Origin of the sequence: Pseudomonas sp. PDM18 (assembly GCF_014852585.1) — a bacterium.
In the GTDB taxonomy this organism is placed as follows: Bacteria; Pseudomonadota; Gammaproteobacteria; order Pseudomonadales; family Pseudomonadaceae; genus Pseudomonas.
Genome location: NZ_JACVBX010000008.1, coordinates 16,832 through 42,872 on the forward strand (window position 1 = coordinate 16,832; position 26,041 = coordinate 42,872).

The following is a 26,041-nucleotide window of genomic DNA, read 5'->3' on the forward strand; positions in this document are numbered from 1 at the left end:
CGGCTTTTTCACTGCTGATCGATCAGACCTTGGCGCGTTCGTAGCGCTTGCGGTCGTTCTCGTTGAGCATTTTCTTGCGCAGACGGATCGACTTCGGCGTCACTTCCACCAGCTCGTCATCAGCGATGAATTCCAGCGCCTGCTCCAGGGTGAAGCGGATCGGCGGAACCAGGGCGATGACTTCGTCCTTGCCCGAAGCGCGCATGTTGTCGAGCTTCTTGCCTTTGGTGGGGTTGATCACCAGGTCGTTGTCACGGCTGTTGATGCCGGCCAGCTGGCCTTCGTAGATCTCGTCGCCTGGGCCGAGGAACAGCTTGCCGCGGCTTTGCAGGGTTTCCAGCGAGTAGGTCAGCGCGGTGCCGGTGGCCATGGAAACCAGTACGCCGTTCTGACGGTTGGTCACTTCGCCTGCCTTGATCGGGCCGTAGTGGCTGAAGGTCGAGGTCAGGATGCCGGTACCCGAGGTCAGGGTCAGGAAGTTGTTACGGAAGCCGATCAGGCCACGCGCCGGGATGGTGTATTCCAGGCGCACGCGGCCCTTGCCGTCGGGGATCATGTTGGTCAGATCGCCCTTGCGCAGGCCCATCTGTTCCATCACCGAGCCCTGGTGCTGCTCTTCGATGTCGATGGTGACGTTCTCGTAAGGCTCCTGCTTCTCGCCTTCGGCGGTCTCGATGATGACCACTTCCGGACGGCCTACGGCCAGTTCGAAGCCTTCACGGCGCATGGTTTCGATCAGAACCGAGAGGTGCAGTTCGCCACGGCCGGAGACCTTGAACTTCTCCGGGGAGTCGCCTTGCTCGACGCGCAGGGCCACGTTGTGCAGCAGTTCCTTGTCCAGACGGTCCTTGATGTTGCGGCTGGTGACGAACTTGCCTTCCTTACCGGCGAACGGCGAGTCGTTGACCTGGAAGGTCATGCTCACGGTCGGCTGGTCAACGGTCAGCGGCGGGCGCGCTTCGACGTTCTGCGGGTCGCACAGGGTGTCGGAGATGTACAGCTCGTCCATGCCCGAGACGCAGACGATGTCACCGGCTTCGGCTTCAGCGACTTCAACGCGCTGCAGGCCCGAGTGACCCATGATCTTCAGGATGCGGCCGTTGCGCTTGGTGCCGTCGTCGCTGATGGCCACGACCGGGGTGTTGGTCTTGACCTTGCCGCGGGCGATACGGCCGATGCCGATCACGCCGAGGAAGCTGTTGTAGTCCAGCTGGGAGATCTGCATCTGGAACGGACCGTCGACGTCGACTTTCGGCGCCGGAACGTGGTCGATGATCGCCTGGAACAGCGCGTCCATGTTGTCGTCCATCTTCTCGTGGTCCATGCCGGCGATGCCGTTCAGGGCACTGGCGTAGACGATCGGGAAGTCCAGCTGCTCGTCGGTGGCACCGAGGTTGTCGAACAGGTCGAAGATCTGGTCGATGACCCAGTCAGGACGCGCGCCCGGACGGTCGATCTTGTTCACCACGACGATCGGGCGCAGGCCGGCCTTGAACGCCTTCTGGGTCACGAAGCGGGTCTGCGGCATGGGGCCGTCCTGGGCGTCGACCACCAGCAGTACAGAGTCGACCATCGACATCACGCGCTCAACCTCACCGCCGAAGTCGGCGTGGCCGGGGGTGTCGACGATGTTGATGCTGTAGTCATTCCATTTCAGGGCGGTGTTCTTCGCCAGAATGGTGATGCCACGCTCTTTTTCCTGGTCGTTGGAGTCCATCACACGCTCGTTCTCCGCTTCTTTGCGGTCGAGGGTGCCGGACAGGCGCAGGAGCTTGTCTACGAGGGTGGTCTTGCCATGGTCGACGTGGGCGATGATGGCGATGTTGCGCAGTTTTTCGATCACAGTGTCAGTCTCGATAGTGAATCTTCGGCTGCCGTTTTCGGCAGCGGGGGCCGGGCCGTGGCGCGGCGGTGCAAAAGGTCAGGGCATGAGCCTACGCACCGAATGTGTCGGGAGGTCGGTGGCGGATACTGCCGCCGAACAGTCCGGGCTGGCGGCGTTGGTCCGCGCCTTTATTGCGGACGGTAAACACGCACATTGGTGTGCCCTTCGTTGACCAGGTGGTGGGCGTGCAGGCGACTCATCACGCCCTTGTCGCAATACAGGAGGTACTGGCGGTTGGGGTCCAGTTCCTTGAACTTGCTGTTGATCGCGTAGAACGGCATGGCCAGGACTTCGATGCCCTCGATGGCCAGCGGTTCATCTTCCTGGGCATCCGGGTGACGGATGTCCACGACGATCTGCCCGGCCAGCACTTCGTCGACCATTTCCACGGCCAGGTCCTTGCCCAGCTCGTCGATCACGCGGTCGACGGTCATCTGGGTGGAACGCTCCAGGGCGCGGTCGAGCACGGCCATGTCGAACTTGGTTTCTTCGTGGTCGACGCGGTACGGCTTGGCCTGGGTGGTCGGGTTTACCGAAATCACGCCGCAGTATTCTGGCATGTGCTTGGCGAACTCGGCGGTGCCGATCTTCGTCGCGGTGTCGATGATGTCCTGCTTGTGGCTGACGATCAGCGGGCGCAGGACCAGGGTGTCGGTCACCCGGTCGATCACCGAGAGGTTCGGCAGGGTCTGGCTGGAGACCTGGGAAATCGCCTCGCCGGTCACCAGTGCGTCGATCTCCAGGCGCTCGGCCACGCGGCTCGCGGCGCGCAGCATCATGCGCTTGAGCGTCACGCCCATGTAGCTGTCGTCGACCTTGGTGAGAATCTCGCCGACCACTTCCTCGAAGGGCACGCTGACGAACAGCACGCGCTGGGAACTGCCGTACTTCTTCCACAGGTAGTGCGCGACTTCCATCACGCCCAGTTCGTGGGCACGGCCGCCGAGGTTGAAGAACACGAAGTGGCTGATCATGCCGCGGCGCATCATCTGGTAGGCCGCCACGGTGGAGTCGAAGCCACCGGACATCAGCACCAGCACCTGTTCCAGCGCGCCCAGCGGGTAGCCGCCGAGGCCATCGTGCTGGGCGTGGATCACATAGAGGCGGTCATGGCGGATTTCCACGCGCACTTGCACTTCCGGGTTCTTCAGCGACACGCCCGCCGCGCCGCAATGCTGGCGCAGGCCGCCGCCGACGTAGCGCTCCACATCGATGGAGGTGAAGGGGTGCTTGCCCGCGCGCTTGCAGCGCATGGAGAAGATCTTGCCCGGCAGCTGGTCGCCGAAGTGCGCCTTGCACTTCTCGAGGATGTCGTCGAAATCGCCCAGCGGGTATTCGTGCACTTCCAGGAAGTGGCCGATGCCCGGCGTGCAGGTCAGGCGCTCGATCATCTCGCGCAGGGCTTTCGGGTCGGTGACCTTGGTCTCGACCTCGAGGTTGTCCCACTCGCCTTCGACCAGCAGCTCGGGATCGAGATCGCGGAGCACCGTGCGAATGTTCTTCGCCAGCTGGCGGATGAAGCGCTTGCGCACCGGCCGGCTCTTGATGGTGATTTCCTGGAAGACCTTGACGATGAGTTTCATGCGGATCGGGCGATTGCCATGGGACTGAAAAAAAGGGGCGGAATTATATCCGAAATTGCTCAAGACTTGAGCAGAAATCGGAGACTTTCTTTTTAGTGCACCAAAATGGACTGACGCACCACGATGAAGCACCAAAGCGGTGCACTATTATCGCGCAATCCTCTATAACACCCGCCACACCCCGTGATTTCAGGGCCTCTGCCCATTTACGGGCACTGGCACGCAACTTGCTCTCTTGTGAGGCAGGTTGCCCTGGCCGACTATGCCGGCCGGCATCACCCGTTACTGGGGCACAGAAAGCTCCCAGCTCTAATCCCTCCTGGAGGACAGCATGTCGTACAAGTCGCAACAACTGATCAAAGATCATGACGTGAAGTGGGTTGACCTGCGCTTCACCGATACCAAAGGCAAGCAGCAGCACGTCACCATGCCCGCCCGCGACGCGCTGGACGACGAGTTCTTCGAAGCCGGCAAGATGTTCGATGGCTCCTCCATCGAAGGCTGGAAGGGCATCGAAGCCTCCGACATGATCCTGCTCCCGGACGACAGCACCGCCGTACTCGACCCGTTCACCGAAGAGCCGACCCTGATCATCGTTTGCGACATCATCGAGCCGAGCACCATGCAAGGCTACGAGCGCGACCCGCGCAACATCGCCAAGCGCGCCGAGGAGTACCTGAAGTCCACCGGTATCGGTGACACCGTATTCGTCGGCCCGGAGCCGGAGTTCTTCATCTTCGACGAAGTGAAGTTCAAGTCCGATATCTCCGGCTCGATGTTCAAGATCTTCTCCGAGCAGGCTTCCTGGAACACCGACGCTGACATCGAGACCGGCAACAAAGGTCACCGTCCGGGCGTCAAGGGCGGCTACTTCCCGGTACCGCCGGTCGACCACGACCACGAAATCCGTACCGCCATGTGTAACGCCATGGAAGAAATGGGCCTGGTCATCGAAGTTCACCACCACGAAGTGGCGACTGCCGGCCAGAACGAAATCGGCGTGAAGTTCAACACCCTGGTTGCCAAGGCTGACGAAGTTCAGACCCTGAAGTACTGCATCCACAACGTAGCCGACGCCTACGGCAAGACCGTGACCTTCATGCCGAAGCCGCTGTACGGCGACAACGGCTCGGGCATGCACGTTCACATGTCCATCTCCAAGGATGGCAAGAACACCTTCGCTGGCGAAGGCTATGCCGGTCTGTCCGATACCGCTCTGTACTTCATCGGCGGCATCATCAAGCACGGTAAGGCCCTGAACGGCTTCACCAACCCGGCCACCAACTCTTACAAGCGTCTGGTTCCGGGCTTCGAAGCCCCGGTTATGCTGGCCTACTCGGCTCGCAACCGTTCCGCCTCGATCCGTATCCCGTACGTATCCAGCCCGAAAGCCCGCCGCATCGAAGCGCGCTTCCCGGACCCGGCTGCCAACCCCTACCTGTGCTTCGCTGCTCTGCTGATGGCCGGCCTGGACGGCATCCAGAACAAGATTCACCCTGGCGATGCCGCCGACAAGAACCTGTACGACCTGCCGCCGGAAGAGGCGAAGGAAATCCCGCAGGTTTGCGGCAGCCTGAAAGAGGCGCTGGAAGAACTCGACAAGGGCCGTGCGTTCCTGACCAAGGGCGGCGTGTTCACCGACGAGTTCATCGATGCCTACATCGAGCTGAAGTCGGAAGAAGAAATCAAGGTGCGCACCTTCGTGCACCCGCTGGAATACGACCTGTACTACAGCGTCTGATCCACGAATACCTATAAATAGCGTCAGCATTAAGGCCTCCTTCGGGAGGCCTTTTTTATGCCCTCGGGAAAGCGCACAGGCGCTTTGACAGGCGAGGGCGGCGTCACCGACCTGTAGGAGCGAGCTTGCTCGCGAACCGCCCGGCACCGGAGCTGCCGAATAACCCGTTCGCGAGCAAGCTCGCCCCTACGAGAAGCAGCTGGATCAGATCCCGCCGTCCGCCGGCGCGCCCTGCTCCTCGTCATCCTCGCGGCGCGATTTGCGCATGCGCGACAGCTGCACGTTCAGGCGTGGCATGGACAGCTCCAGCCCTGCCTTGTCGAGCTTCTGCCGCAGGCGCAGGTTGAAGGCGCGCTGCACTTCCCACTGGCGGATCGGCGCGGTCTTGAAGCGGAAGCGCAGGATCGCCTGGCCGGCGTCGAAGCTCTCGATGCCCTGGATTTCCAGCGGCGACCAGATGGCGCGGTTGATGGTTCGGTCGCCGCGCAGTTCGCCGGAGACTTCCTTGACCAGCGCCAGCGCGTCGTCGATGGGCATACTCGCCGGCACCGGCCAGCGGAACATGGCGTAGCCGAACTGCCGCGAGTAGTTCTTGATGCTCTTGATCTCGCTGAACGGGATGGTGTGCACCACGCCATCCAGGTCACGCAGGCGCACGGTGCGGATGGTCAGGCCTTCCACCGTGCCAAGGTGGCCACCGACGTCGACATAGTCGTCGATGGACAACGAGTCCTCGATGATGATGAACAGGCCGGTGATCAGGTCGGCCACCAGCGATTGCGCACCGAAGCCGATGGCCAGACCGATGACACCAGCACCGGCGAGCAACGGCGTGACGTTCATGCCCATGTTGGCCAGGGCGACGATCAGCGCGATTACCGCGATGGTCACGAACAGCACGTTGCGGATCAGTGGCAGCATGGTCAGCGCGCGGGCGTTCGCGCCCCTCTTGCCGCCCAGGCCGAGGCTGTGCTGCACCGCAGTGTCGGTGAGGATCCAGACCAGCCAGGCGACCAGCAGGGTGGTGCCGAAGCTGAACAGCTTGAGGCTGATCTGCGAGCCGTCGCCTTCAGCGAAACGCACCAGCGACATGCCCCAGACGCGCAGGCCGATCTCAAGGAAGAACAGCAGGCTGCCAATGTGCAGCAGCGTGTAGCCGAAGCTCTGCAGCTGCTCGACGTACGGCGCATGGCGACGCGCACCGCGCCGCGCGGAGCGCTGGTGTGCGCGGCGGATCAGGCCGTTGACGGTCATCGCCACGACGGCCACGGCGGCGCAGACCAGGGCGCGGCGCAGGGCGTAGCTGCTATCGCCAGCGGTAACGATCGTGGCGAACAGCGAGATGCCCACGAGCACCAGCACCGGCAGGAACCAGATCGAGCCGATGAACTCCACGAGATCGCTCAGGCCACGGCGCTTGAGGCGGCGCTCCAGCGGCTGATTGCGGATCAGATGGGCGATGGGCCGGCGGAACTGCAGGACGAACAGCGCGGTGAGCAGCGCCGCGCAGATGTTCGCCACGGAGCCAACGAACAGCGAGATGTTCATCCCCAGGCTCTCGATCACACGCGGGTCATGCATTACTTCGCCCAGCGCCGCGAGGCTGCCGATCAGCCAGAGCGGGCGGAAGGCGCGGCGGCGCAGGATATCCAGCGCACGCATGCGGTGCGGGCCGGTGAGCAGCGACAGGGAGATCACGCACAGCGCGGAGAACAGCGTGCCGCACACCAGGGTGTAGGCGATCACCATTGCTACCAGCTTGCCTAGCGAGCTGGGCAGCACCACGGACAGGTAGACGGTGATCAGGAAGGCCACCAGCCAGGGGCCGAGCTTGCGCAGGGCGAACAGCAGCAGGTCGCGTGTCTTGGGATGTTGCGGCAACTCGTCTTCCAGGCCGAAGCGCTTGCGCATCCGCCCGGCGATCCAACGCAGGCCGAGGGCGACGCAGGCCCAGATGAGGATGACCAGGGCGAAATCGAGGATCATCCCCGGCCACTCCGCCAGCGATGGGGTGCGCACCTCCAGTTCGAAGCCGGCGCCCTGGAACAGTTCGGACCAGCGCACCATCGGGCTGTTGGCACCTTCGAACTGGCGCTCCAGGCTGCCCAGGGTGTCGCCGATCAGACCGAGTACGCCGCCCTGGTCGTCCGAGCTTTTCTTCGTTGCATCGCGCAGTTGCTTGAGCTTCTTCAGCAGGTCGGCGCGCTGCTGGTCGTTCTCCAGGGTCTTGATGACCTGGTTCAGCGACTGCTCCAGTTGAGCGTCACTGACCTTCGCCTCGCCACTGCCCGTCACCCCGGCCAGCGGCCCGGGAAGCGCCGCCAGCGCGGGCCCGGCAACGGACAAGCCGAGGCCCAGGCAGCACAGCAACAGCCACTGACGAAGCAGGTAACGAATCGGAATCACAGGCATACCCCACAAACATGGAAAATCACGCTAGCCGGCATCATACAGAGGCCGGCGCCTGGCTCGGACCCGTCCCACGCAGGAAAGATCCCCCACGAGCAGCAGCGCACAACGTGCGGCGCCCCGCTGAAAGACAATAGGCAACTTGCCAGCTGCCGTCGGCAGTGCAAGGCTTGGCAGGACCATCCGGAGATTCTTCATGCGCCTGATCCTCACCGCCCTGCTGCTCGCCGCCGCATTGCCAGCCAGCGCGCAGATCTACAAGTACACCGACGCCAACGGCAATACGGTGTTCACCAACCAGCCGCCGACCAATGTCGACGCGAAGCCTGTGGAACTGCCGCCGACCAACACCGTAGGCCCGCAGGGTCCGGTCGCCGCCCCCGCCGACAGCGGCACTGAGAGCCAGGCCACGACTCCCTACTCCATTCTTGCGCTGAGCAACCTGCCGGACGACGAATCGCTGCGGCAGAACAACGGCACCTTCATCGTCAATGTCGTGGTGCAGCCCGCCCTGGCTGGCGGCCATCAACTGCAATTGCTGCTCGACGGCCAGCCCTATGGCGCGCCGACCAGCAGCACCAGCATCGGCCTGCAGGAAATCGACCGCGGCGACCATACCCTGGCAGTCCAGGTGTTGCAGGGCAGTCGGGTGATTCAAACCAGCGCTCCAGTGAGTTTCACCCTGCAACGCATCAGCACCAACAGCCCGCAACGACCCAAGGTCCAGCCCAGGACGGGCGGCTGACGATGCGCTATCTGGCGACTCTCTTGTCGGCGGTCCTGTTGTCGTCGCTGTTCTGCCTGTCGGCCAGCGCCGAGGTCTACACCTACATCGACAAGGAAGGTAATCGCGTCTTCACCGATCAGCCGCCGCGCGGCAACGCGCAGAAGCTGCAACTGGCGCCGATCAATTCGCAGCCCGGTTCCCCCAACGGCGTGCGCATGCCACCGCCGCTGTACGCACCGGCCACGCCCGCTCTGCCGCCCGGCCCTCCGGCCTACCAGCTGCTGCGCATCATCGTGCCGGAGCCGGACGCCACCGTGCGAGCCAATGACGGCGCGCTGATCGTCTCCGCCACCAGCGACCCGCCCCTGCTGCCCGGGCATCTCTACCGCCTGCTGCTGGACGGCAAGCCTGTGGGCGAGCCCGGCCGCAGCCCGGTGTTCCCGCTGAACAATATCGACCGGGGCACCCACCAGCTTTCGGTAGAGATCATCGATACCCTCGGTCGCACCATCGAGCAGACGCCCAGCCAGCCCTTCCATATGTTCCGCGTTTCCGTGGCCGAATCGGCCGACCTGGACGCCTCCCGCCCGCTCGCCGCCGCCGACCGCTGACGCGGCGTGTGGACAGAGACAAACGCACCATATCGGTGCATACGCCTGCACCACTTTCTATACTCTCCCCATTTCGGGTCACTTCCACTGACCGGATCGGCCGACTGCGCACCGCAAATCAGCGCGATGCCGCTAAATACGCGTCTTTTCAGGGCCTGGTTTGCTTTTTGCATTTTCCCGCACAGTCTTGGGACATCTCTTACGCCATGCCTACAGAAACCCAGCTCCGCCTGTTGCTCGACAATCTCACCACGGCGGTGATCCTGCTCAATGCCGAGCTGCGCCTGGAGTACATGAACCCCGCGGCGGAAATGCTGCTGGCGGTCAGCGGCCAGCGCAGCCACGGGCAGTTCATCAGCGAGCTGTTCACCGAATCGCCCGAGGCGCTGCAGTCGCTGCGCCAGGCGGTGGAAGAGGCGCATCCCTTCACCAAGCGCGAGGCGAGCCTCACCTCACTGACCGGCCAGAGCATCACCGTGGACTACGCGGTGACGCCGATCCTCGACCGCCGCGACACCCTCCTGCTGCTGGAAGTCCACCCGCGCGACCGGTTGCTGCGGATCACCAAGGAAGAGGCACAGCTGTCCAAGCAGGAAACCACCAAGTTGCTGGTGCGTGGCCTGGCCCATGAGATCAAGAACCCGCTGGGCGGCATTCGCGGCGCGGCGCAGCTGCTTTCCCGCGAGCTGCCAGAGGAATCGCTCAAGGACTACACCAACGTCATCATCGAAGAAGCCGATCGCCTGCGGAACCTGGTGGACCGCATGCTCGGCTCCAACAAGCTTCCGCAACTGGCGGTGACCAACGTCCACGAAGTGCTGGAACGCGTCTGCAGCCTGGTGGAGGCCGAGACCCAGGGCACCATCCCGCTGGTGCGCGACTACGACCCGAGCATCCCCGACCTGCTGATCGACCGCGAGCAGATGATCCAGGCCGTGCTCAACATCGTGCGCAACGCCATGCAGGCGATCACCGCGCAGAACGAACTCAAGCTGGGGCGTATCACCCTGCGCACCCGCACCCTGCGCCAGTTCACCATCGGCCATACGCGCCATCGCCTGGTGTGCAAGGTGGAGATCATGGACAACGGCCCGGGCATTCCGGCCGAACTGCAGGACACCATCTTCTATCCGATGGTCAGTGGCCGTGCCGACGGCACCGGCCTGGGCCTCGCGATTACCCAGAACATCATCAGCCAGCACCAGGGCTTGATCGAATGCGACAGCCATCCGGGCCACACCGTATTCAGTCTGTTCCTGCCCCTGGAACAAGGAGTGCATTGACCATGAGCCGATCAGAGACCGTCTGGATCGTCGACGACGACCGCTCCATCCGCTGGGTACTGGAAAAAGCCCTGCAACAGGAAGGCATGACCACCGTCAGCTTCGACAGCGCCGACAGCGTGATGAGCCGCCTGGGCCGGCAACAGCCGGACGTGATCATCTCCGACATCCGCATGCCCGGCTCCAGCGGCCTGGACCTGCTGGCGCAAATCCGCGAGGTGCACCCACGCCTGCCGGTCATCATCATGACCGCGCACTCGGACCTGGACAGCGCCGTGGCCTCCTACCAGGGCGGTGCCTTCGAGTACCTGCCCAAGCCCTTCGACGTCGACGAGGCGGTCTCCCTGGTCAAGCGCGCCAACCAGCACGCTCAGGAGCAACAGGGCCTGGAAGCGCCGGCCAACCAGACGCGCACGCCGGAGATCATCGGCGAGGCGCCGGCGATGCAGGAGGTGTTCCGCGCCATCGGTCGCCTCTCGCACTCCAACATCACCGTGTTGATCAACGGCGAGTCGGGTACCGGTAAAGAGCTGGTCGCCCATGCCTTGCACCGCCACAGCCCGCGCGCAGCCTCGCCGTTCATCGCGCTGAACATGGCGGCAATTCCCAAGGACCTGATGGAGTCCGAGCTGTTCGGCCACGAGAAAGGCGCCTTCACCGGCGCGGCCAACCAGCGCCGCGGACGCTTCGAGCAGGCCGACGGCGGCTCGCTGTTCCTCGACGAGATCGGCGACATGCCGGCCGACACCCAGACCCGCCTACTGCGCGTGCTGGCGGACGGCGAGTTCTACCGCGTGGGCGGCCATACGCCGGTGAAAGTGGACGTGCGGATCATCGCCGCGACCCACCAGAACCTGGAGAACCTGGTGCGCGAGGGCAAGTTCCGCGAAGACCTGTTCCACCGCCTGAACGTCATCCGCGTACACATCCCGCGGTTGGCCGACCGCCGCGAAGACATCCCGGCGCTGGCCCGGCACTTCCTCTCCCGCGCCGCGCAGGAACTGGCGGTGGAGCCCAAGCTGCTCAAGCCGGAAACCGAGGAATACCTGAAGAACCTCGGCTGGCCGGGCAACGTGCGCCAGCTGGAAAACACCTGCCGCTGGATCACCGTCATGGCTTCCGGCCGCGAGGTACACATCGACGACCTGCCGCCGGAGCTGATGACCCAGCCGCAGGACAGCGTGCCGGCCGCGAACTGGGAACAGGCCCTGCGCCACTGGGCCGACCAGGCACTGGGGCGCGGGCAATCCAGCCTGCTGGATACCGCCGTGCCGGCTTTCGAACGGATCATGATCGAGACCGCGCTCAAGCACACCGCCGGCCGCCGCCGCGATGCCGCCGTGCTGCTGGGCTGGGGCCGCAACACCCTGACCCGCAAGATCAAGGAGCTGGGCATGAAGATCGACGGCCCGGACGACGACGGCGAGGACTGAAATACTTCCACGACGAAGGGGCCAGAAGGCCCCTTTTTCTTGCGCCGCGCTTCCCGCAAACAGCGCGGGCGCAGGGGATGCGCAGGCTCAACGCGGTCATATCCCGGCAACATCCATCCCCAGAACCTGTGGATAACACTGTGCACGGAACGGGGAAGGAACGTGCTACAGCCCAGAGCACGCGCGGCCTGGAGGTTTGCGTGGTTTCTGTGCAGGAATTTCCGGCTTGCCCACATCCACTGTGTGCCCGCCTGTGGATAAGCTTGGGGCAAGCCGCTGCGCTCCCCGCCTGGCGCGGGTTTGCGCGAATTGATCAGAAAACACTCAATCCATCGCGAAGCCGTGCTGACGCCAGGCTTCGTAGACGGTCACAGCCACGGTGTTGGACAGGTTCAGGCTACGGCAGCCAGGACGCATCGGCAGGCGCACGCGCTGTTCCGGTGGCAGGGCGTCGCGCACTTCTTCCGGCAGGCCACGGCTTTCCGGGCCGAACAGGAAGGCGTCGCCACGCTCATAGGCCACTTCGTGGAACGGCTGCGAACCCTTGGTGGTGAACGCGAACAGGCGCGGCTGGCCGAGCTGCTCCAGGCACTCTTCCAGGCTCGCATAACGGCGCACGCTGGCGTACTCGTGGTAATCCAGCCCGGCGCGACGCAGACGCTTGTCGTCCAGCTCGAAGCCCAGCGGCTCGATCAGGTGCAGGCTGCAACCCGCGTTGGCGCACAGCCTGATAATGTTGCCGGTGTTTGGGGGGATTTCCGGTTGAAAAAGGATTACGTGGAACATGCAGCGCTCCGAGCCTGAGAACGGCGGGCATTCTACCCCCGCCAAGGAGCAAATGCGGCCCAGGCCCTGGTTGAAGGTGCTGGTTTCGCTGTGCGTGCTCGGCCTGCTGCTGGGACTGATGCTTGGCCGCCTGGTGAATCCGCCACACGAGGGCCCCCCGCAGATCCTTGCGGTAGAGCCTTCTGCCGATGGATTGGTAGTCACTCTGGACGCGCAGCCCGCCGTTCGCGCCGGCCATCTGGACGGCGCCCTGGCCGTGCAGATCGAGGCCAGCGGCAACGCGCAGCAGGGCCAGTTGCGGATCGGCGATGCGCCGGTGCGCTGGAAGCTGGAACCAAGGGAGCGCGGGGTTCTGCTGACGCTGCTGTCGACCCGGCGCCTGCAGGGCAACTGGGACAGCGCCGAGGTCGGGGGCCGGTGGCGCCTGACCATCAGCGCGCGGCCCGAATAAAAGCGGGGTTTTCCCGGCCTGCCTGGTCCGGGGCCCCGAAGCGGGAAGCGAACCCTCCGAAAGGAGGCTCGCGGGCATAAAAGAGGGGTTTACCCGGCCTGCCTGTACCAGGACCCCTAACGGGTGCGCGGCTCGCCTTAGCGCGCCTGCGGGCATAAAAAGGGGGCTTTCCCGGCCTGCCTGTACCAGGACCCCCGAACCGGCTGCGACGGCCACCGCTTCGGACGGCACGCTCGCAAGTTGTAAAAGAGGGGTTCCCCAGCCTGCCTGTACCGAGGCCCCTGAAATCGCTGTTATCAGGGGTATTGCAGAGGGCGTGCCAAGATTGCTTGCCAAGTATTCCGCCCCAGTCCTAAGCCGCGCCCTGGCTGGCTGAAAGCCCCGTAACCAGGCCCTTCCAGGGATATCCACAAACGCTCGAAGCAGCGCACGCCGGCCTCTAAACCGGGGATTCCAGGGCCTCCCTGCTGCGCCGCCCGCTGCGCCCTGCTAGTGCGCATGCACCAAACTTGAACGCGCGGCCCTTACCCACAGCAACCCTGAGCAAATACTGGAACAGCCTGTGGATAAGCGTGCCTGAGCCAGGAGCCACGCAGCACGCGCAGACCTGATCAAAAATCGACCACCCCAAAATCGCAGGCAAAGAAAAAGGCGCCCGAAGGCGCCTTTCTCGTTCGGCGTCAGTGCTTACTGGGCCGGGATCTCGCCGGATGCCTGCATGCGGGCGATTTCCTGCGCATACAGCGCGTCGAAGTTCACCGGGGACAGCATCAGCGCCGGGAACGAACCACGGACAACCAGGCTGTCGAGGGTTTCGCGGGCGTACGGGAAGAGGATGTTCGGGCAGAAGGCGCCCAGGGTGTGGCTCATGCTGGACGCGTCCAGGCCCTTGATCAGGAAGATGCCGGCCTGCTGCACTTCAACGATGAAAGCGGTTTCCTCGTTGTTCTTCACGGTCACCGAAACGGTCAGGACCACTTCGTAGAAGTCGCCATCGAGCTGCTTCTGACGGGTGTTGAGGTCCATCGAAATGGCCGGCTGCCACTCCTGGCGGAAGATTTCCGGAGCCTTGGGGGCCTCGAAGGAGAGGTCGCGCACGTAGATGCGCTGCAGCGAGAACTGCGGGTTGTTGTCTTGTTCGGCTGCGCCGTTGCTGGCTTGTTCAGTCATTTCGGGACCTTCTTGTGCATCGTTTCAGAATGAGGAATTACGCCGAGAGCAGCGTATCCAGCTTGCCCGCGCGTTCCAGCGCGTAAAGATCGTCGCAGCCGCCGATGTGGGTTCCGTCGATCCAGATCTGCGGCACAGAGGTCCGACCCGCCTTGCTGGCCATCTCGGCGCGAACGCCAGGCTTGCCGTCCACGGAGATTTCCTCGTAGGCGACACCCTTCCTGTCCAGCAGGGCTTTGGCGCGGATGCAATAAGGGCACCACGCGCTGGTGTAGATCAAGATCGACGACATCTCACTTCACCAGGGGCAGGTTGTCGCCACGCCAGCTGCCGATGCCGCCGGAAAGCTTGGCGGCGGTGTAGCCAGCCTTCTGCAGCACGCTGCACCATGTGCCCGAATGCTGGCCCATGCCATCGACCACGATGATGGTCTTGGCCTTGTGTTTGTCCAGCTCGCTCAGGCGGGCGTTCAGTTTGTCCGCCGGAATGTTCAGCGCGCCAACAATGTGGCCGGTGGCGAATTCCTTGGTCGGGCGGATATCCAGCACCACGGCCTGCTCGGCGTTGACCATGGCAGTCAGCTCGCGGGTAGACAGCGCGCGGCCGCCCTTGCGCATTTCGTGCAGGGCCAGCAGCACCAGCAGGATGACCAGGGCACCAACCAGCAGGTAGTGGTGGGTAGCGAATTCGATCAGACGAGGAAGAAACGAAGACATGCGCAGGACATCCAGACGTAAAAATGCCGGCCAGTATACACGCGCGTATCTGACGGCTGAACCCTGCCAATCATGGCGTCTGTCGGCACCAACCGGTAAAATGTCGGTCCTTTTCTGACCCCTATTCTCGGAAAGAGCCGTACCTATGACTGCAACGCGCAAACCGCTGGTCCTGATCATCCTGGACGGCTTCGGCCATAGCGATAGCCCTGAATTCAACGCCATCTACGCCGCGAAGAAGCCCAACTGGGACCGCCTGCTGGCCAGCCAGCCGAACGGCCTGATCTCCGGCTCGGGCATGGACGTCGGCCTGCCCGACGGCCAGATGGGCAATTCCGAGGTAGGCCACATGAACCTGGGCGCCGGCCGTGTCGTCTACCAGGACTTCACCCGCGTCACCAAGGCCATACGCGACGGCGAGTTCTTCCAGAACCCGGTGCTGACCGGCGCCGTCGACAAGGCCGCGGGCGCCGGCAAGGCCGTGCACATCCTCGGCCTGCTCTCCGATGGCGGCGTGCACAGCCACCAGGACCACCTGATCGCCATGGCCGAACTGGCCGCCCAGCGCGGCGCGCAGAAGATCTACCTGCACGCCTTCCTCGACGGCCGCGACACCCCGCCCAAGAGCGCCGAGCCGTCGCTGAAGCTGCTCGACGACGCCTTCGCCCGCATCGGCAAGGGCCGCACCGCGAGCATCATCGGCCGCTACTTCGCCATGGACCGCGACAACCGCTGGGACCGCGTCGAAGCCGCCTACAACCTGATCACCGACGGTACCGCCGAATTCACCGCCGACACCGCCGTGAGCGCGCTGAACGCCGCCTACGAGCGCGGCGAGAGCGACGAGTTCGTCAAGGCCACCCGTATCGGAGAACAAGTACGCGTGGAAGACGGCGACGCCGTGATCTTCATGAACTTCCGCGCCGACCGCGCCCGCGAACTGTCGCGTGCCTTCGTCGAGCCGGGTTTCAAGGAGTTCCCGCGCCAGCGCGAACTGCACCTGGCCGAGTACGTGATGCTCACCCAGTACGCGGCAAGCATCCCGGCGCCCAGCGCGTTCAAGCCCGAGTCTCTGGATAACGTCCTGGGCGAGTACCTGGCCAAGAATGGCAAGACCCAGCTGCGCATCGCCGAGACCGAGAAGTACGCCCACGTGACTTTCTTCTTCTCCGGCGGCCGCGAAGAGCCGTTCGAAGGCGAAGAACGCATCCTCATCCCCTCACCCAAGGTCGCCACCTATGACCTGCAGCCGGAAATGAGCGCGCCAGAAGTCACCGACAAGATCGTCGACGCCATCGAGAACCAGCGTTTCGACGTGATCATCGTCAACTACGCCAACGGCGACATGGTCGGCCACACCGGCGTGTTCGACGCCGCGGTGAAAGCCGTCGAGTGCCTGGATACCTGCGTCGGTCGGATCGTCGAGGCACTGGACAAGGTCGGCGGCGAAGCCCTGATCACCGCCGACCACGGCAACGTTGAGCAGATGGAAGACGCCATGACCGGCCAGGCGCACACCGCGCACACCTGCGAGCCGGTGCCGTTCGTCTATGTCGGCAAGCGCAAGGTCAGCATCCGCGAGGGTGGCGTGCTCGCCGACGTGGCCCCGACCCTGCTGAAACTGATGGGTCTGGAACAGCCGAAAGAGATGACCGGCAAATCGATCGTCACCCTCCTTTAAGGGTCACAATCGCGCGGGAACGTGAGCTATCTCCCGCCGGTCAGAGCAAACGCCCCACGCCATGCGGCCTGGGGCGTTCTTTTTAGCGTCCGCCACGGGCATACTAGCCCGGTCAAGAATCCAGGTGCCCGCCGCCCAATGCCCCGCGCCCTCCTCCCTCTGCTGCTGATCTGCCTCCTGAGCCCGCTCGCGGTCGTTGCCGACGAACGTGCCGACGCCCAACGTCAGCTGGAGCAGACGCAGAAAGACATCAATGAGCTGAAGAAGAACCTGAAGAACATCCAGGACGAGAAGTCCGGGGTGCAGAAGCAGCTCAAATCCACCGAAACCCAGATGGGCGACCTGGAAAAGCAGATCAGGCAGATCCAGGACGAGATGAAGAAGAACGAGGAAGAGCTGCAGCGCCTCGATTCGGAGAAAAAAAAACTCCAGGGCGCACGCCTTGAGCAGCAGCGCCTGATCGCCATCCAGGCCCGCGCCGCCTACCAGAGCGGCCGCCAGGAATACCTCAAGCTGCTGCTGAACCAGGAACACCCCGAGAAGTTCAGCCGCACCCTCACCTACTACGACTACATCAACAAGGCGCGCCTTGAGCAGCTCTCGGCCTTCAACGAGACCCTGCGCCAGCTGAGCAACGTCGAACAGGAAATCACCTCGCAGAAAGACGAGCAGGTCGCCCAGCAGGCCGCCCTGGAAGCCCGCCGCCAGGAACTGGCCGACGCTCGCAAGGCGCGCCAGGAGACCCTGGCCAAGCTCAACAGCGACCTGAAGGACGGCAGCAGCAAGCTCAAGGACCGCGAGCAGAGCCAGGAAGACCTGAATAAAGTCCTCAAGACCATTGAGGAAACCCTCGCCCGCCAGGCTCGCGAAGCCGAGGAAGCGCGTCAGCGCGCACTGGCCGCAGAGCGCGAGCGGCTCAAGCGCGAGCAGGAATTGGCCGCGCGCGGCGAGAAGCCCGCAACGCCCTCCAAGCGCCCCGACTACAGCGGCCCGCTGGTTTCCAGCGGCGCAGGCTTCGGCGGCGCGTTCGCAGCCACCAAGGGCAAGCTGCCCTGGCCCGTGGATGGCCGCGTGCTGGCGCGCTACGGCAGCCCGCGCGGCGACGACCCCCGCGCCACCTGGGATGGCGTGCTGATCGGCGCCTCCGCCGGCAGTACCGTGCGCGCCGTGCATGGCGGCCGCGTGGTGTTCGCCGACTGGCTGCGCGGCTCAGGCCTGCTGGTCATTCTCGACCACGGTGGTGGCTACCTCAGCCTTTATGGGCATAATCAAAGTCTTCTGAAGGACGCCGGCGATACCGTCAAAGCGGGCGATCCCATTGCAACCGTGGGAGCCAGCGGGGGTCAGAGTACCCCGGCGGTGTATTTTGCCATTCGCCATCAGGGCCGCCCGGCGGACCCTTCGACCTGGTGTCGCACGCAGGGATAAGCGGCGATCACGCATTAGGAGCCAAACATGTCGCAAGCTTTCCGTCTCACTACCCTGGCCCTGGCCTTGCTGCTCGGCGTCGGCGCGGTCCAGGCCGCCGACGCGCCGGCCGCATCCCCCGCGGCCAACGGCAAGGAGGCTCCGCTGCCGCTCGACGAGCTGCGCACCTTTGCCGAGGTCCTGGACCGGGTGAAGGCGGCTTACGTCGAACCGGTGGATGACAAGACGCTGCTGGAAAATGCCATCAAGGGCATGCTCAGCAACCTCGACCCGCATTCGGCCTACCTCGGCCCGGAAGAGTTCGCCGAGCTGCAGGAAAGCACCAGCGGTGAATTCGGCGGTCTGGGCATCGAGGTCGGCAGCGAGGATGGCTTCGTCAAGGTGATCTCGCCGATCGACGACACCCCGGCGGCCAATGCCGGCATCCAGCCGGGCGACCTGATCGTCAAGATCGACGGCAAACCGACCAAGGGCCAGTCGATGAACGAGGCGGTGGACAGCATGCGCGGCAAGGCCGGCTCGCCCATCACCCTGACCATTGTGCGCGGCGGCGGCAAACCGTTCGATGTCACCCTCAAGCGCGCCGTCATCAAGGTCAAGAGCGTGAAGAGCCAACTGCTCGAACCGGGCTACGGCTACCTGCGCATCACCCAGTTCCAGGTGAACACCGGTGAAGAGACCGTCAAGGCGCTCTCCAAGCTGCGCAATGACAACAAGGGCAAGCTCAAGGGCATTGTGCTGGACCTGCGCAACAACCCCGGCGGCGTGCTGCAGTCCGCGGTGGAGGTGGCCGATGCCTTCCTGACCAAGGGGCTGATCGTCTACACCAAGGGCCGCATCCCGAACTCCGAGCTGCGCTTCTCCGCCGACCCGGCCGACCCGAGCGATGGCGTCCCGCTGGTGGTGTTGATCAACGGCGGCAGCGCCTCGGCAGCGGAGATCGTCGCCGGTGCCCTGCAGGACCAGAAGCGCGCGATCCTCATGGGTACCGACAGTTTCGGCAAAGGCTCGGTGCAGACCGTTCTGCCGCTGAACAACGACCGCGCCCTGAAGCTCACCACCGCGCTGTACTACACCCCCAACGGCCGCTCCATCCAGGCCCAGGGCATCACCCCGGACATCGAGGTGGAACGCGCCAAGGTGACCCGCGAGAAGAGCGAGTTCGACGGCTTCAAGGAAGCCGACCTGCAAGGCCATCTGGCCAACGGCAACGGCGGCCAGGATCGTCCGACCACTTCCGGCAAACCGCCGGTGGATCGCCCGCAGGATGGCGACTACCAGCTCAGCCAAGCCCTCAGCCTGCTGAAAGGACTCAGCGTCAGCCGCGGCAACAACTGACCGATGCGCCCGGCCCGGCTGCTACTGAGCCTGTGCCTGGGTGCGCTGCTGTGCCTGCCGGTGGCCGCCGCGCCCCGGCCGGACGGCAGCAAGCCGCTGGTCAGCATCGTCATCGACGACCTCGGGCAGAACCTGGCGCGCGACCGCCAGGTGCTCGACATCTCCCCCGCCATTGCCCTGGCGATCATCCCCGACACGCCCCACGCCGCCGAATTGGCCCGCGAGGCGCACCATCGCGGGCGCACCGTGATGCTGCACATGCCGATGGACCCGGCCGGCGGCGACTACGCCTGGCGCCCGGAACTGACCCAGGAAGAACGCGCCCGCCGCCTCGACGCCGCGCTAGCGAAGGTGCCCTACGTGCAGGGTGTGAACAACCATGAAGGCAGCCGCATGACCGCCGACCGCCCGGCCATGGCCTGGCTCGCCGCGGAACTGCAGCGTCGCCACCTGTTCCTCCTCGACAGCCGCACCAGCGCCGCCACCGTGGCCGCCGCCGAGGCGCAGAAGATCGGCCTCGCCAGCCTGTCGCGGGACGTTTTCCTTGATGACGATCCGAGCGAGGCGGCGGTGATGGAGCAGATGCAGCGCGGCCTGAAACTGGCGCGCAAGCAGGGTACGGTGGTGATGATCGGCCACCCGAAGCCGGCGACCCTGGCGGTGCTCAAGCGCGTGCTGCCGACCCTGAAGGCCCAGGGATTCGAGCTGGTGCAGCCGTCGCTGATGATCGCCGAGCGCGGCAACCGCGCCATGGCGGGGCATGGGCGGGACGGGATCTACCGCTAGACGCGGGCTTTTCGTAGGAGCGAGGGGGACGCCTAGTTCTTGCTCGCGAACAGCCCCGGCACCGGAGTTTCCGAGAGCGGTTCGCGAGCAAGCTCGCTCCTACAAATTCCGGCCGGCCTTACAGATAGTTATTGGTCGCCTGCTCGATGAAGCCATCGGCGCGCATTTCATCCAGCGCCTTCTGCAGCTTCGCCACCACCTCGTCCGGGGTGTCCTTGTTGATCGCCAGGTACAGCTGGGCCTCGTTGAAGCGCAACACGGTCTGCAGGCCTGACACCCCTTCCTGCTTGGCCAGATAGCGACCCACCGGATCGGTGGTGGCCCACAGGTCGATCTCGCCGGTGGTCAGTTTCTTCACGTTTTCCTGGTCGCGCAGCGCGTTCACCACCGGGATACCCTGGCTTTCCAGGTTCTGACTGACGGCGTCATTCTTGTAGGCGCCGAGCTTGTACTTGGCGGCGTCCTTGAGGTCCTTGACCTTGATAGTGCTGCCCGGCGGCGCCAGCAGAACCCAGTTGGTCTTGGCAATCGGGCCGACCCATTTGAACAGCGGCACGCGCTCAGGCGTGTAGGTGGTGGAGAACAGCCCGTAGTCGGGCTTGTCCAGCGCCAGCTTGTACAACCGATCCCAGGGGAAGCGCAGGCTCAGGCTGTACTGGATGCCGGCGCGCCTGAACATCTCGCGGACAATATCGGCGCTTATGCCGTCGATGCCGTCATCGCGGGCGAAGTTCTTGTCATCCACCGCCATGTTGAACGGCGGGAAGTTCTCGGTGAGCAGCACCATCTTGTAATCGGCGGGCAACTCGGCACGGGCCGTGGCGGCCCCCACTAACAGACCCAGGGTAAGGGTCTTGATCAGGACTTTCAGCATGGTCATACCGCTCGCTTGGTTATCGTTATTGGGCTTGCGGCATCCCTGCAGGGGGGACGGAATACTTCGCTCGTCTGCCTTCCGTGGCAAAACCGGCGCCGAGGGATGTCGGCGCCAAACACGAAGGCCGGCGAGTGGCCGGCCTTCGGGTGTTACAGGTAACTGTTGAGTACATCGTCGACGAAGCCTTCGGCGCGCATCTTGTCCAGCGCCCCTTGCAGCTTCTGCACCACGGCATCCGGCGTCTCGCGGTTCAGCGCGAGGAACAACTGGTCGCTATTGAAACGCAGCACGGTCTTCAGGCCGGTAACGCCGACCTGCTTGGCCAGGTAGCGGCCCGCCGGGTCGCCACTGGCCCACAGGTCGATCTGACCATCGCGCAGCTTGGCGGCATTCTCCTGGTCACGCAGCGCCAGCACCGGCTCGAAGCCGTGCTCGCCCAGGTACTGGGCCATGGCATCGCCCTTGTAGGCGCCGACGCGGTACTTCTTCGCTTCATCCAGGTTATTGAGGGCGATGGGGCTGTCGGCCTTGGCCAGCAGGACCCAGTCGTCCGGACCGATCGGGCCGACCCACTTGAACTGGCTCTCACGCTCGGGCAGGCGCGCGGTGACGAACACGCCATAGCCGGGCTTCTCCAGCGCCAGCTTGTAGATGCGGTCCCAGGGGAAGCGCAGGGTCAGGCTGTACTGCACGCCGGCACGCTTGAACATCTCTTTGACGATATCCACGGCGATGCCGTCGATGCTGTCTTCCTGGGCGAAGTTCTTGCCGTTGATGGCCATGTTGTAGGGAGGGAAGTTCTCGGTGAGCAGCACCACGCTGTAGTCCGAAGAATCCGTTTCAGCCCTTGCCGCACTGGCCAGAAGCAGGCCGCAGCCTAGCCATGCGAGCAGAATGCGCTTCAGCATCGAGATATTTCCTGCGTATGACATTTCTGAGAAGGCGCAGAGCTTACTCGGAGAATTGACGTCAATAAACCCTATGAATATGGCGATGGGACATAGGTACGCCAGTACATTGGGTTAAGAACGCCAGTACCTTGGATCAAGAACGCCAGCACCTTGACTCGGGCACGCCAGTTCCTTGACCGAAGGCTTCAGCTAGCAAGCTTCGTGCGCAGGAAGGGGGTGCGGCCAGCGGACTCAGGGGAAGGACGGCCCAGGAGAGAGCCATCGGGCCGGGAGAACCCCGGCCCGAAAGGAATCAGCGCACGACGATGCCGCGGCTGGCCAGGTAGGCCTTGGCCTCCGGCACGCTGTACTCGCCGAAGTGGAAGATGCTCGCCGCGAGCACCGCGTCGGCCTTGCCCTCGATGATGCCGGCGGCCAGGTGCTCCAGGTTGCCGACGCCGCCGGAGGCGATCACCGGCACGCCCACGGCCTCGCTGATGGCGCGGGTCACGCCCAGGTCGTAGCCGCTCTTCACGCCGTCCTGGTCCATGCTGGTCAGCAGGATTTCACCGGCGCCCAGGCCTTCCATCTTCTTCGCCCACTCGACCGCGTCCAGCCCGGTGGGCTTGCGGCCGCCGTGGGTGAATATCTCCCAGCGCGGGGTTTCGCCGGGGCCGGACACTTTCTTGGCGTCGATGGCGACCACGATGCACTGCGAGCCGAAGCGCGCGGCGGCTTCGCCGACGAATTCCGGGGTAAACACCGCGGCGGTGTTGATCGAGACCTTGTCCGCACCGGCGTTGAGCAGGTTGCGGATGTCCTGCACCGTCCTGACGCCGCCCCCCACGGTCAGCGGGATGAACACTTGGCTGGCCATACGCTCGACGGTATGCAGGGTGGTGTCGCGGCCATCGACGCTTGCGGTGATGTCGAGGAAGGTGATCTCGTCCGCGCCCTGCTCGTCGTAGCGACGGGCGATCTCCACCGGGTCACCGGCGTCGCGGATGTTCTCGAATTTGACGCCCTTCACCACGCGGCCGTTGTCCACGTCGAGGCAGGGAATGATGCGTTTAGCCAGTGCCATGTCAGGATTCCCGTGGTTCAGCTCAGCCCTTGAAGGCGTCGCACAGTGCCTGGGCCTCGGCGACGTCCAGGGTGCCTTCGTAGATCGCGCGGCCGGTGATGGCGCCGACGATGCCCGGGGTGCGGGCATCCAGCAGCTTCTGGATATCACCCAGGTTGTGGATACCGCCCGAAGCGATCACCGGGATGCGCGTGGCGTTGGCCAGGGCAGCGGTGGCTTCGACGTTGCAGCCCTGCATCATGCCGTCCTTCGCGATGTCGGTGTAGACGATCGCCGAGACGCCATCGGCCTCGAAGCGCCTGGCCAGGTCGATGACCTGCACCGAGCTCACTTCCGCCCAGCCATCGGTGGCGACGAAGCCGTCTTTGGCGTCCAGGCCTACGATGACCTTGCCCGGGAATGCCTTGCAGGCTTCGGCGACGAATTCCGGCTGCTTGACCGCCTTGGTGCCGATGATCACGTAGCTGACGCCAGCGCGGACATAGTGCTCGATGGTTTCCAGCGAGCGGATGCCACCGCCGATCTGGATCGGCAGGCTCGGGTAGCGCTTGGCGATGGCGGTCACCACTTCACCGTTGACCGGCTTGCCTTCGAAAGCGCCGTTCAGGTCCACCAGGTGCAGACGGCGGCAGCCGCCCTCCACCCACTTGGCGGCCATGGACACCGGGTCGTCGGAGAAGACCGTGGCGTCTTCCATCAGGCCCTGGCGCAGGCGCACGCAGGCGCCGTCTTTCAGATCGATTGCGGGGATGATCAGCATGGGTTGAACCTGCTCGAATCCAAAGATGAATGGGGTCGGGTCAGCTCTTCTCGAGCGCCCACAAGTCGCTTTCGATGCTCTCGAACCGGTCTTTCAGGTGAGATTGCACGTCGAAGATCGCCTTGTTGTAGAACAGCGGGCCGAATTCGCGCAGGAAGAAATCCAGCGCCTCTTCGGCCTCGAAGGAACCGACATCCAGCTCGAAGCGATCTTCGAGGAAACGCTGGATCGCCCGCGCCGCGCTCTGGCGCTGGGCGCCGTCGAGTTCGAGGATCGCCGGCTTGTCCTTCTGGCGGGCCATGGCTTACCAGCGCCCGTCCCAGGCGGCGAAGTTCTGCAGCAGCTGCAGGCCATGGGTATGGCTCTTCTCCGGGTGGAACTGCACGGCGAAGCGCGAGCCATCGGCCAGCGCGGCGGCGAAGTCGACGCCGTAATGGCCGCGACCGACCACCTGGCGCGGGTTACCGGCCTGGATGTAGTAGCTGTGCACGAAGTAGAAGCGCGCGCGGTCCGGGATGTCGTGCCAAAGCGGGTGGTCCACGTTCTGCGCGACTTCGTTCCAGCCCATGTGCGGCACCTTCAGGTGCTCGCCGTCCTCATGCAGGTCCTTGCCGAAGAAGCGTACCTGGCCGGGGAACAGGCCGATGCAGTCGACACCGTCGTTCTCCTCGCTGTGCTCCAGCAGCGCCTGCATACCGACGCAGATGCCGAGGAACGGGCGGTCCTGGCTGACTTCGCGCACCAGGCTGTCGAAGCCCAGGCGCTTGATCTCGGCCATGCAGTCACGGATCGCGCCGACGCCGGGGAACACCACGCGGTCCGCCTCGCGGATCACGTTGGCGTCGCTGGTCACCAACACGCGACCGGCGCCCACGCGCTCAAGCGCCTTGGCCACCGAGTGCAAATTGCCCATGCCGTAGTCGATGACGGCTACGGTCTGCATTACAGGCACCCTTTGGTGGACGGCATCTGGCCGGCCATGCGTTCGTCCAGCTCGATGGCCATGCGCAGCGCGCGGCCGAAGGCCTTGAACACCGTCTCGATCTGGTGGTGGGTGTTGTGCCCACGCAGGTTGTCGATGTGCAGGGTGACGTTGGCGTGGTTGACGAAGCCCTGGAAGAACTCCATGAACAGGTCGACATCGAAGCCACCGACGCTGGCGCGGGTGAACGGCACGTGCATCTGCAGGCCGGGGCGGCCGGAGAAGTCGATGACCACGCGCGACAGCGCCTCGTCCAGCGGCACGTAGGCATGACCGTAGCGGCGGATGCCTTTCTTGTCGCCGATAGCCTTGGCAAAAGCCTGGCCGAGGGTGATGCCGATGTCTTCGACGGTATGGTGGTCGTCGATATGCAGGTCGCCCTTGCACTCGATGTCCAGGTCGATCAGGCCGTGGCGGGCGATCTGGTCCATCATGTGCTCGAGGAAGGGAACCCCGGTATCGAAGCGGGCCTTGCCCGTTCCATCCAGGTCGATGGAAACCTTGATCTGGGTTTCCAGGGTGTCGCGCGCGACGGATGCCTTGCGTTCGGCCATCACCAGCTCCACAGCTAACACTGCACGTAATTATAAGAAGGGGCGGCATTATAGGCGCGCCGGGCGCTGCGCGGCTATGGGCGGTGGTCGGCGCTGGCCGATAGTCCTACACTGCGCGGCTCGCCTTCCGAGGATTGCCCATGCCCGTCGTCGTCCAGCACCTGACCCAGCCCAGCGACCAGGACCGCCAGGACCTGCTGAAGATCTACGCCGACGCGCCACAATGGCTGCTGGCGCCCTTCGCCGATGCCGATGCACTGGTCACCCGCGGGCTTGCCGAGGGCCGGCTGCTCACCGGCCGCTTCAACGACCGCCTGCTGGGCGCCGCGTGGATCGAGCGCGATGGCGACATCTGGCGGCTTTCCCGCCTTTGCGTGCGCCAGGTCACCCGCAACCGTGGCGTCGCCCGGCGACTGCTGGAAGAAACGCAGCGTCTGTCCGTCCTGCAGGGGGCCGCGCTGCGCCTGAGCGCTCCGCTAGACCAGCCCGAAGCCGCACGCTTCGCCGAGCACCTGGGCCTGACGCTGGAGCCCGCCTGAACCCCAAGTGCACAAGGAGACGTGCTATGTCTTTCGATTCCCCCGAGCGCGACGCCCTGCTGGCCCTGAAAGGTGTCGGTCCCACCGTGCTGCAGCGCTTGGAGCAGATGGGCCTGGACAGTTTCGCCCGACTGCGCGAAGCCTCCGCCGAGGAAATCCTCCAGCACGGCGCCACGCTGACCGGCAGCAGTTGCTGGAAGAACAGCCCACAGGCCCGTGCCGCCATCGACGCCATTCTGCAGCGCGTCTGGCGCTACTGAGCTTGCCGGGGAACCGCGCGGCAAGTCCCCGTTCAAACCCCGCAATAGCTGATCCCACCTTTCCGGG

Annotated in this window: 26 protein-coding genes; 12 read left to right on the forward strand and 14 right to left on the reverse strand. The window is 64.4% G+C overall.

The window, feature by feature from the left end:
• Window positions 1-22 precede the first annotated feature (22 nt).
• Together typA and thiI are read right to left on the reverse strand one after the other, a co-directional pair.
• A complete protein-coding gene (gene typA / locus IB274_RS16955) occupies window positions 23-1,843 on the reverse strand; it encodes a translational GTPase TypA (RefSeq protein WP_138523659.1) in 1,821 nt (606 codons plus the stop codon).
• A gap of 170 nt (window positions 1,844-2,013) precedes the next feature.
• Window positions 2,014-3,468: a tRNA uracil 4-sulfurtransferase ThiI gene (gene thiI / locus IB274_RS16960; protein WP_081515353.1), complete on the reverse strand. Its 1,455-nt coding sequence runs from the start codon at window positions 3,466-3,468 to the stop codon at window positions 2,014-2,016.
• A 331-nt stretch (window positions 3,469-3,799) separates the two neighbouring features.
• On the opposite strand from thiI, the gene glnA reads away from it, so the two are divergent.
• On the forward strand, window positions 3,800-5,209 hold the full coding sequence (gene glnA, locus IB274_RS16965) for a glutamate--ammonia ligase (RefSeq protein ID WP_045215805.1): 1,410 nt from the start codon (window positions 3,800-3,802) through the stop codon (window positions 5,207-5,209).
• Between the two features lie 204 nt (window positions 5,210-5,413).
• Here glnA and IB274_RS16970 read toward each other — a convergent pair whose 3' ends face one another.
• Window positions 5,414-7,621, reverse strand: a complete 2,208-nt coding sequence (locus tag IB274_RS16970; RefSeq protein WP_192433072.1) for a mechanosensitive ion channel family protein — start codon at window positions 7,619-7,621, stop codon at window positions 5,414-5,416.
• Between the two features lie 193 nt (window positions 7,622-7,814).
• Here IB274_RS16970 and IB274_RS16975 point away from each other — a divergent pair, with 193 nt between their 5' ends.
• The 4 genes from IB274_RS16975 (at window position 7,815) to ntrC (ending at window position 11,672) form a co-directional block, all read left to right on the forward strand.
• The gene (locus IB274_RS16975) at window positions 7,815-8,363 is read left to right on the forward strand and encodes a DUF4124 domain-containing protein (protein ID WP_192433073.1); all 549 of its coding nucleotides are present in this window, start codon (window positions 7,815-7,817) and stop codon (window positions 8,361-8,363) included.
• A 2-nt stretch (window positions 8,364-8,365) separates the two neighbouring features.
• On the forward strand, window positions 8,366-8,956 hold the full coding sequence (locus tag IB274_RS16980) for a DUF4124 domain-containing protein (RefSeq protein ID WP_192433074.1): 591 nt from the start codon (window positions 8,366-8,368) through the stop codon (window positions 8,954-8,956).
• Window positions 8,957-9,162: 206 nt separating this feature from the next.
• Entirely contained in the window at window positions 9,163-10,239 is a 1,077-nt protein-coding gene (gene glnL, locus IB274_RS16985; RefSeq protein WP_192433075.1) for a nitrogen regulation protein NR(II), read from the forward strand.
• A gap of 2 nt (window positions 10,240-10,241) precedes the next feature.
• A complete protein-coding gene (ntrC, locus tag IB274_RS16990) occupies window positions 10,242-11,672 on the forward strand; it encodes a two-component system response regulator NtrC (RefSeq protein ID WP_192433076.1) in 1,431 nt (476 codons plus the stop codon).
• 324 nt (window positions 11,673-11,996) lie between these two features.
• On the opposite strand, the gene trmL is transcribed toward ntrC, so the two are convergent.
• Window positions 11,997-12,458 carry a tRNA (uridine(34)/cytosine(34)/5-carboxymethylaminomethyluridine(34)-2'-O)-methyltransferase TrmL gene (trmL, locus tag IB274_RS16995; RefSeq protein WP_081515348.1) on the reverse strand — a complete coding sequence of 154 codons (462 nt, stop codon included), beginning with the start codon at window positions 12,456-12,458 and terminating at the stop codon, window positions 11,997-11,999.
• Here trmL and IB274_RS17000 point away from each other — a divergent pair.
• The gene (locus IB274_RS17000) at window positions 12,457-12,909 is read left to right on the forward strand and encodes a hypothetical protein (protein ID WP_081515347.1); all 453 of its coding nucleotides are present in this window, start codon (window positions 12,457-12,459) and stop codon (window positions 12,907-12,909) included. The genes trmL and IB274_RS17000 overlap by 2 nt on opposite strands.
• 687 nt (window positions 12,910-13,596) lie before the next feature.
• On the opposite strand, the gene secB is transcribed toward IB274_RS17000, so the two are convergent.
• From secB to IB274_RS17015, 3 genes are read right to left on the reverse strand one after another with little or no spacing between them, the layout of a single operon-like run.
• Entirely contained in the window at window positions 13,597-14,079 is a 483-nt protein-coding gene (gene secB / locus IB274_RS17005) for a protein-export chaperone SecB (RefSeq protein ID WP_024762250.1), read from the reverse strand.
• A gap of 37 nt (window positions 14,080-14,116) precedes the next feature.
• Complete coding sequence (gene grxC, locus IB274_RS17010; protein WP_192433077.1) at window positions 14,117-14,371, reverse strand: glutaredoxin 3; 255 nt, start codon at window positions 14,369-14,371, stop codon at window positions 14,117-14,119.
• A 1-nt stretch (window position 14,372) separates the two neighbouring features.
• Window positions 14,373-14,795 (reverse strand): rhodanese-like domain-containing protein, encoded by a 423-nt coding sequence (locus IB274_RS17015; RefSeq protein ID WP_045215789.1) that lies wholly within the window; start codon window positions 14,793-14,795, stop codon window positions 14,373-14,375.
• A 145-nt stretch (window positions 14,796-14,940) separates the two neighbouring features.
• Here IB274_RS17015 and gpmI point away from each other — a divergent pair, with 145 nt between their 5' ends.
• The 4 genes from gpmI to IB274_RS17035 all read left to right on the forward strand — a co-directional run bounded on the left by gpmI (window position 14,941) and on the right by IB274_RS17035 (window position 20,028).
• A complete protein-coding gene (gene gpmI / locus IB274_RS17020) occupies window positions 14,941-16,476 on the forward strand; it encodes a 2,3-bisphosphoglycerate-independent phosphoglycerate mutase (protein WP_192433078.1) in 1,536 nt (511 codons plus the stop codon).
• 138 nt (window positions 16,477-16,614) lie between these two features.
• The gene (locus IB274_RS17025) at window positions 16,615-17,904 is read left to right on the forward strand and encodes a murein hydrolase activator EnvC family protein (RefSeq protein ID WP_192433079.1); all 1,290 of its coding nucleotides are present in this window, start codon (window positions 16,615-16,617) and stop codon (window positions 17,902-17,904) included.
• A 27-nt stretch (window positions 17,905-17,931) separates the two neighbouring features.
• Window positions 17,932-19,242 carry a S41 family peptidase gene (locus tag IB274_RS17030; RefSeq protein ID WP_081515343.1) on the forward strand — a complete coding sequence of 437 codons (1,311 nt, stop codon included), beginning with the start codon at window positions 17,932-17,934 and terminating at the stop codon, window positions 19,240-19,242.
• Window positions 19,243-19,245: 3 nt separating this feature from the next.
• Window positions 19,246-20,028 carry a divergent polysaccharide deacetylase family protein gene (locus tag IB274_RS17035; protein WP_192433080.1) on the forward strand — a complete coding sequence of 261 codons (783 nt, stop codon included), beginning with the start codon at window positions 19,246-19,248 and terminating at the stop codon, window positions 20,026-20,028.
• 118 nt (window positions 20,029-20,146) lie between these two features.
• Here the strand turns inward: IB274_RS17035 and IB274_RS17040 are convergent, their stop codons facing one another.
• The 7 genes from IB274_RS17040 to hisB all read right to left on the reverse strand — a co-directional run bounded on the left by IB274_RS17040 (window position 20,147) and on the right by hisB (window position 25,175).
• Complete coding sequence (locus IB274_RS17040; protein ID WP_192433081.1) at window positions 20,147-20,902, reverse strand: substrate-binding periplasmic protein; 756 nt, start codon at window positions 20,900-20,902, stop codon at window positions 20,147-20,149.
• A gap of 152 nt (window positions 20,903-21,054) precedes the next feature.
• Window positions 21,055-21,810 (reverse strand): substrate-binding periplasmic protein, encoded by a 756-nt coding sequence (locus IB274_RS17045; protein ID WP_401090030.1) that lies wholly within the window; start codon window positions 21,808-21,810, stop codon window positions 21,055-21,057.
• A gap of 298 nt (window positions 21,811-22,108) precedes the next feature.
• Window positions 22,109-22,879, reverse strand: a complete 771-nt coding sequence (hisF, locus tag IB274_RS17050; protein ID WP_138213856.1) for an imidazole glycerol phosphate synthase subunit HisF — start codon at window positions 22,877-22,879, stop codon at window positions 22,109-22,111.
• A 22-nt stretch (window positions 22,880-22,901) separates the two neighbouring features.
• Entirely contained in the window at window positions 22,902-23,639 is a 738-nt protein-coding gene (gene hisA, locus IB274_RS17055) for a 1-(5-phosphoribosyl)-5-[(5-phosphoribosylamino)methylideneamino]imidazole-4-carboxamide isomerase (protein ID WP_192433083.1), read from the reverse strand.
• A 40-nt stretch (window positions 23,640-23,679) separates the two neighbouring features.
• Window positions 23,680-23,940, reverse strand: a complete 261-nt coding sequence (locus IB274_RS17060) for a DUF2164 domain-containing protein (protein WP_045215778.1) — start codon at window positions 23,938-23,940, stop codon at window positions 23,680-23,682.
• A 3-nt stretch (window positions 23,941-23,943) separates the two neighbouring features.
• Window positions 23,944-24,582: an imidazole glycerol phosphate synthase subunit HisH gene (gene hisH, locus IB274_RS17065; protein WP_192433084.1), complete on the reverse strand. Its 639-nt coding sequence runs from the start codon at window positions 24,580-24,582 to the stop codon at window positions 23,944-23,946.
• Window positions 24,582-25,175 (reverse strand): imidazoleglycerol-phosphate dehydratase HisB, encoded by a 594-nt coding sequence (gene hisB, locus IB274_RS17070; protein ID WP_015479330.1) that lies wholly within the window; start codon window positions 25,173-25,175, stop codon window positions 24,582-24,584. Before hisB ends, hisH begins: the two co-directional genes overlap by 1 nt.
• Window positions 25,176-25,315: 140 nt before the next feature.
• Between hisB and IB274_RS17075 the strand changes: the two genes are divergently transcribed.
• Both IB274_RS17075 and IB274_RS17080 read left to right on the forward strand, forming a co-directional pair.
• A complete protein-coding gene (locus IB274_RS17075) occupies window positions 25,316-25,714 on the forward strand; it encodes an acetyl-CoA sensor PanZ family protein (protein ID WP_192433085.1) in 399 nt (132 codons plus the stop codon).
• 26 nt (window positions 25,715-25,740) lie between these two features.
• Window positions 25,741-25,974, forward strand: a complete 234-nt coding sequence (locus tag IB274_RS17080) for a helix-hairpin-helix domain-containing protein (protein WP_192433086.1) — start codon at window positions 25,741-25,743, stop codon at window positions 25,972-25,974.
• The last annotated feature ends 67 nt before the right edge of the window (window positions 25,975-26,041 follow it).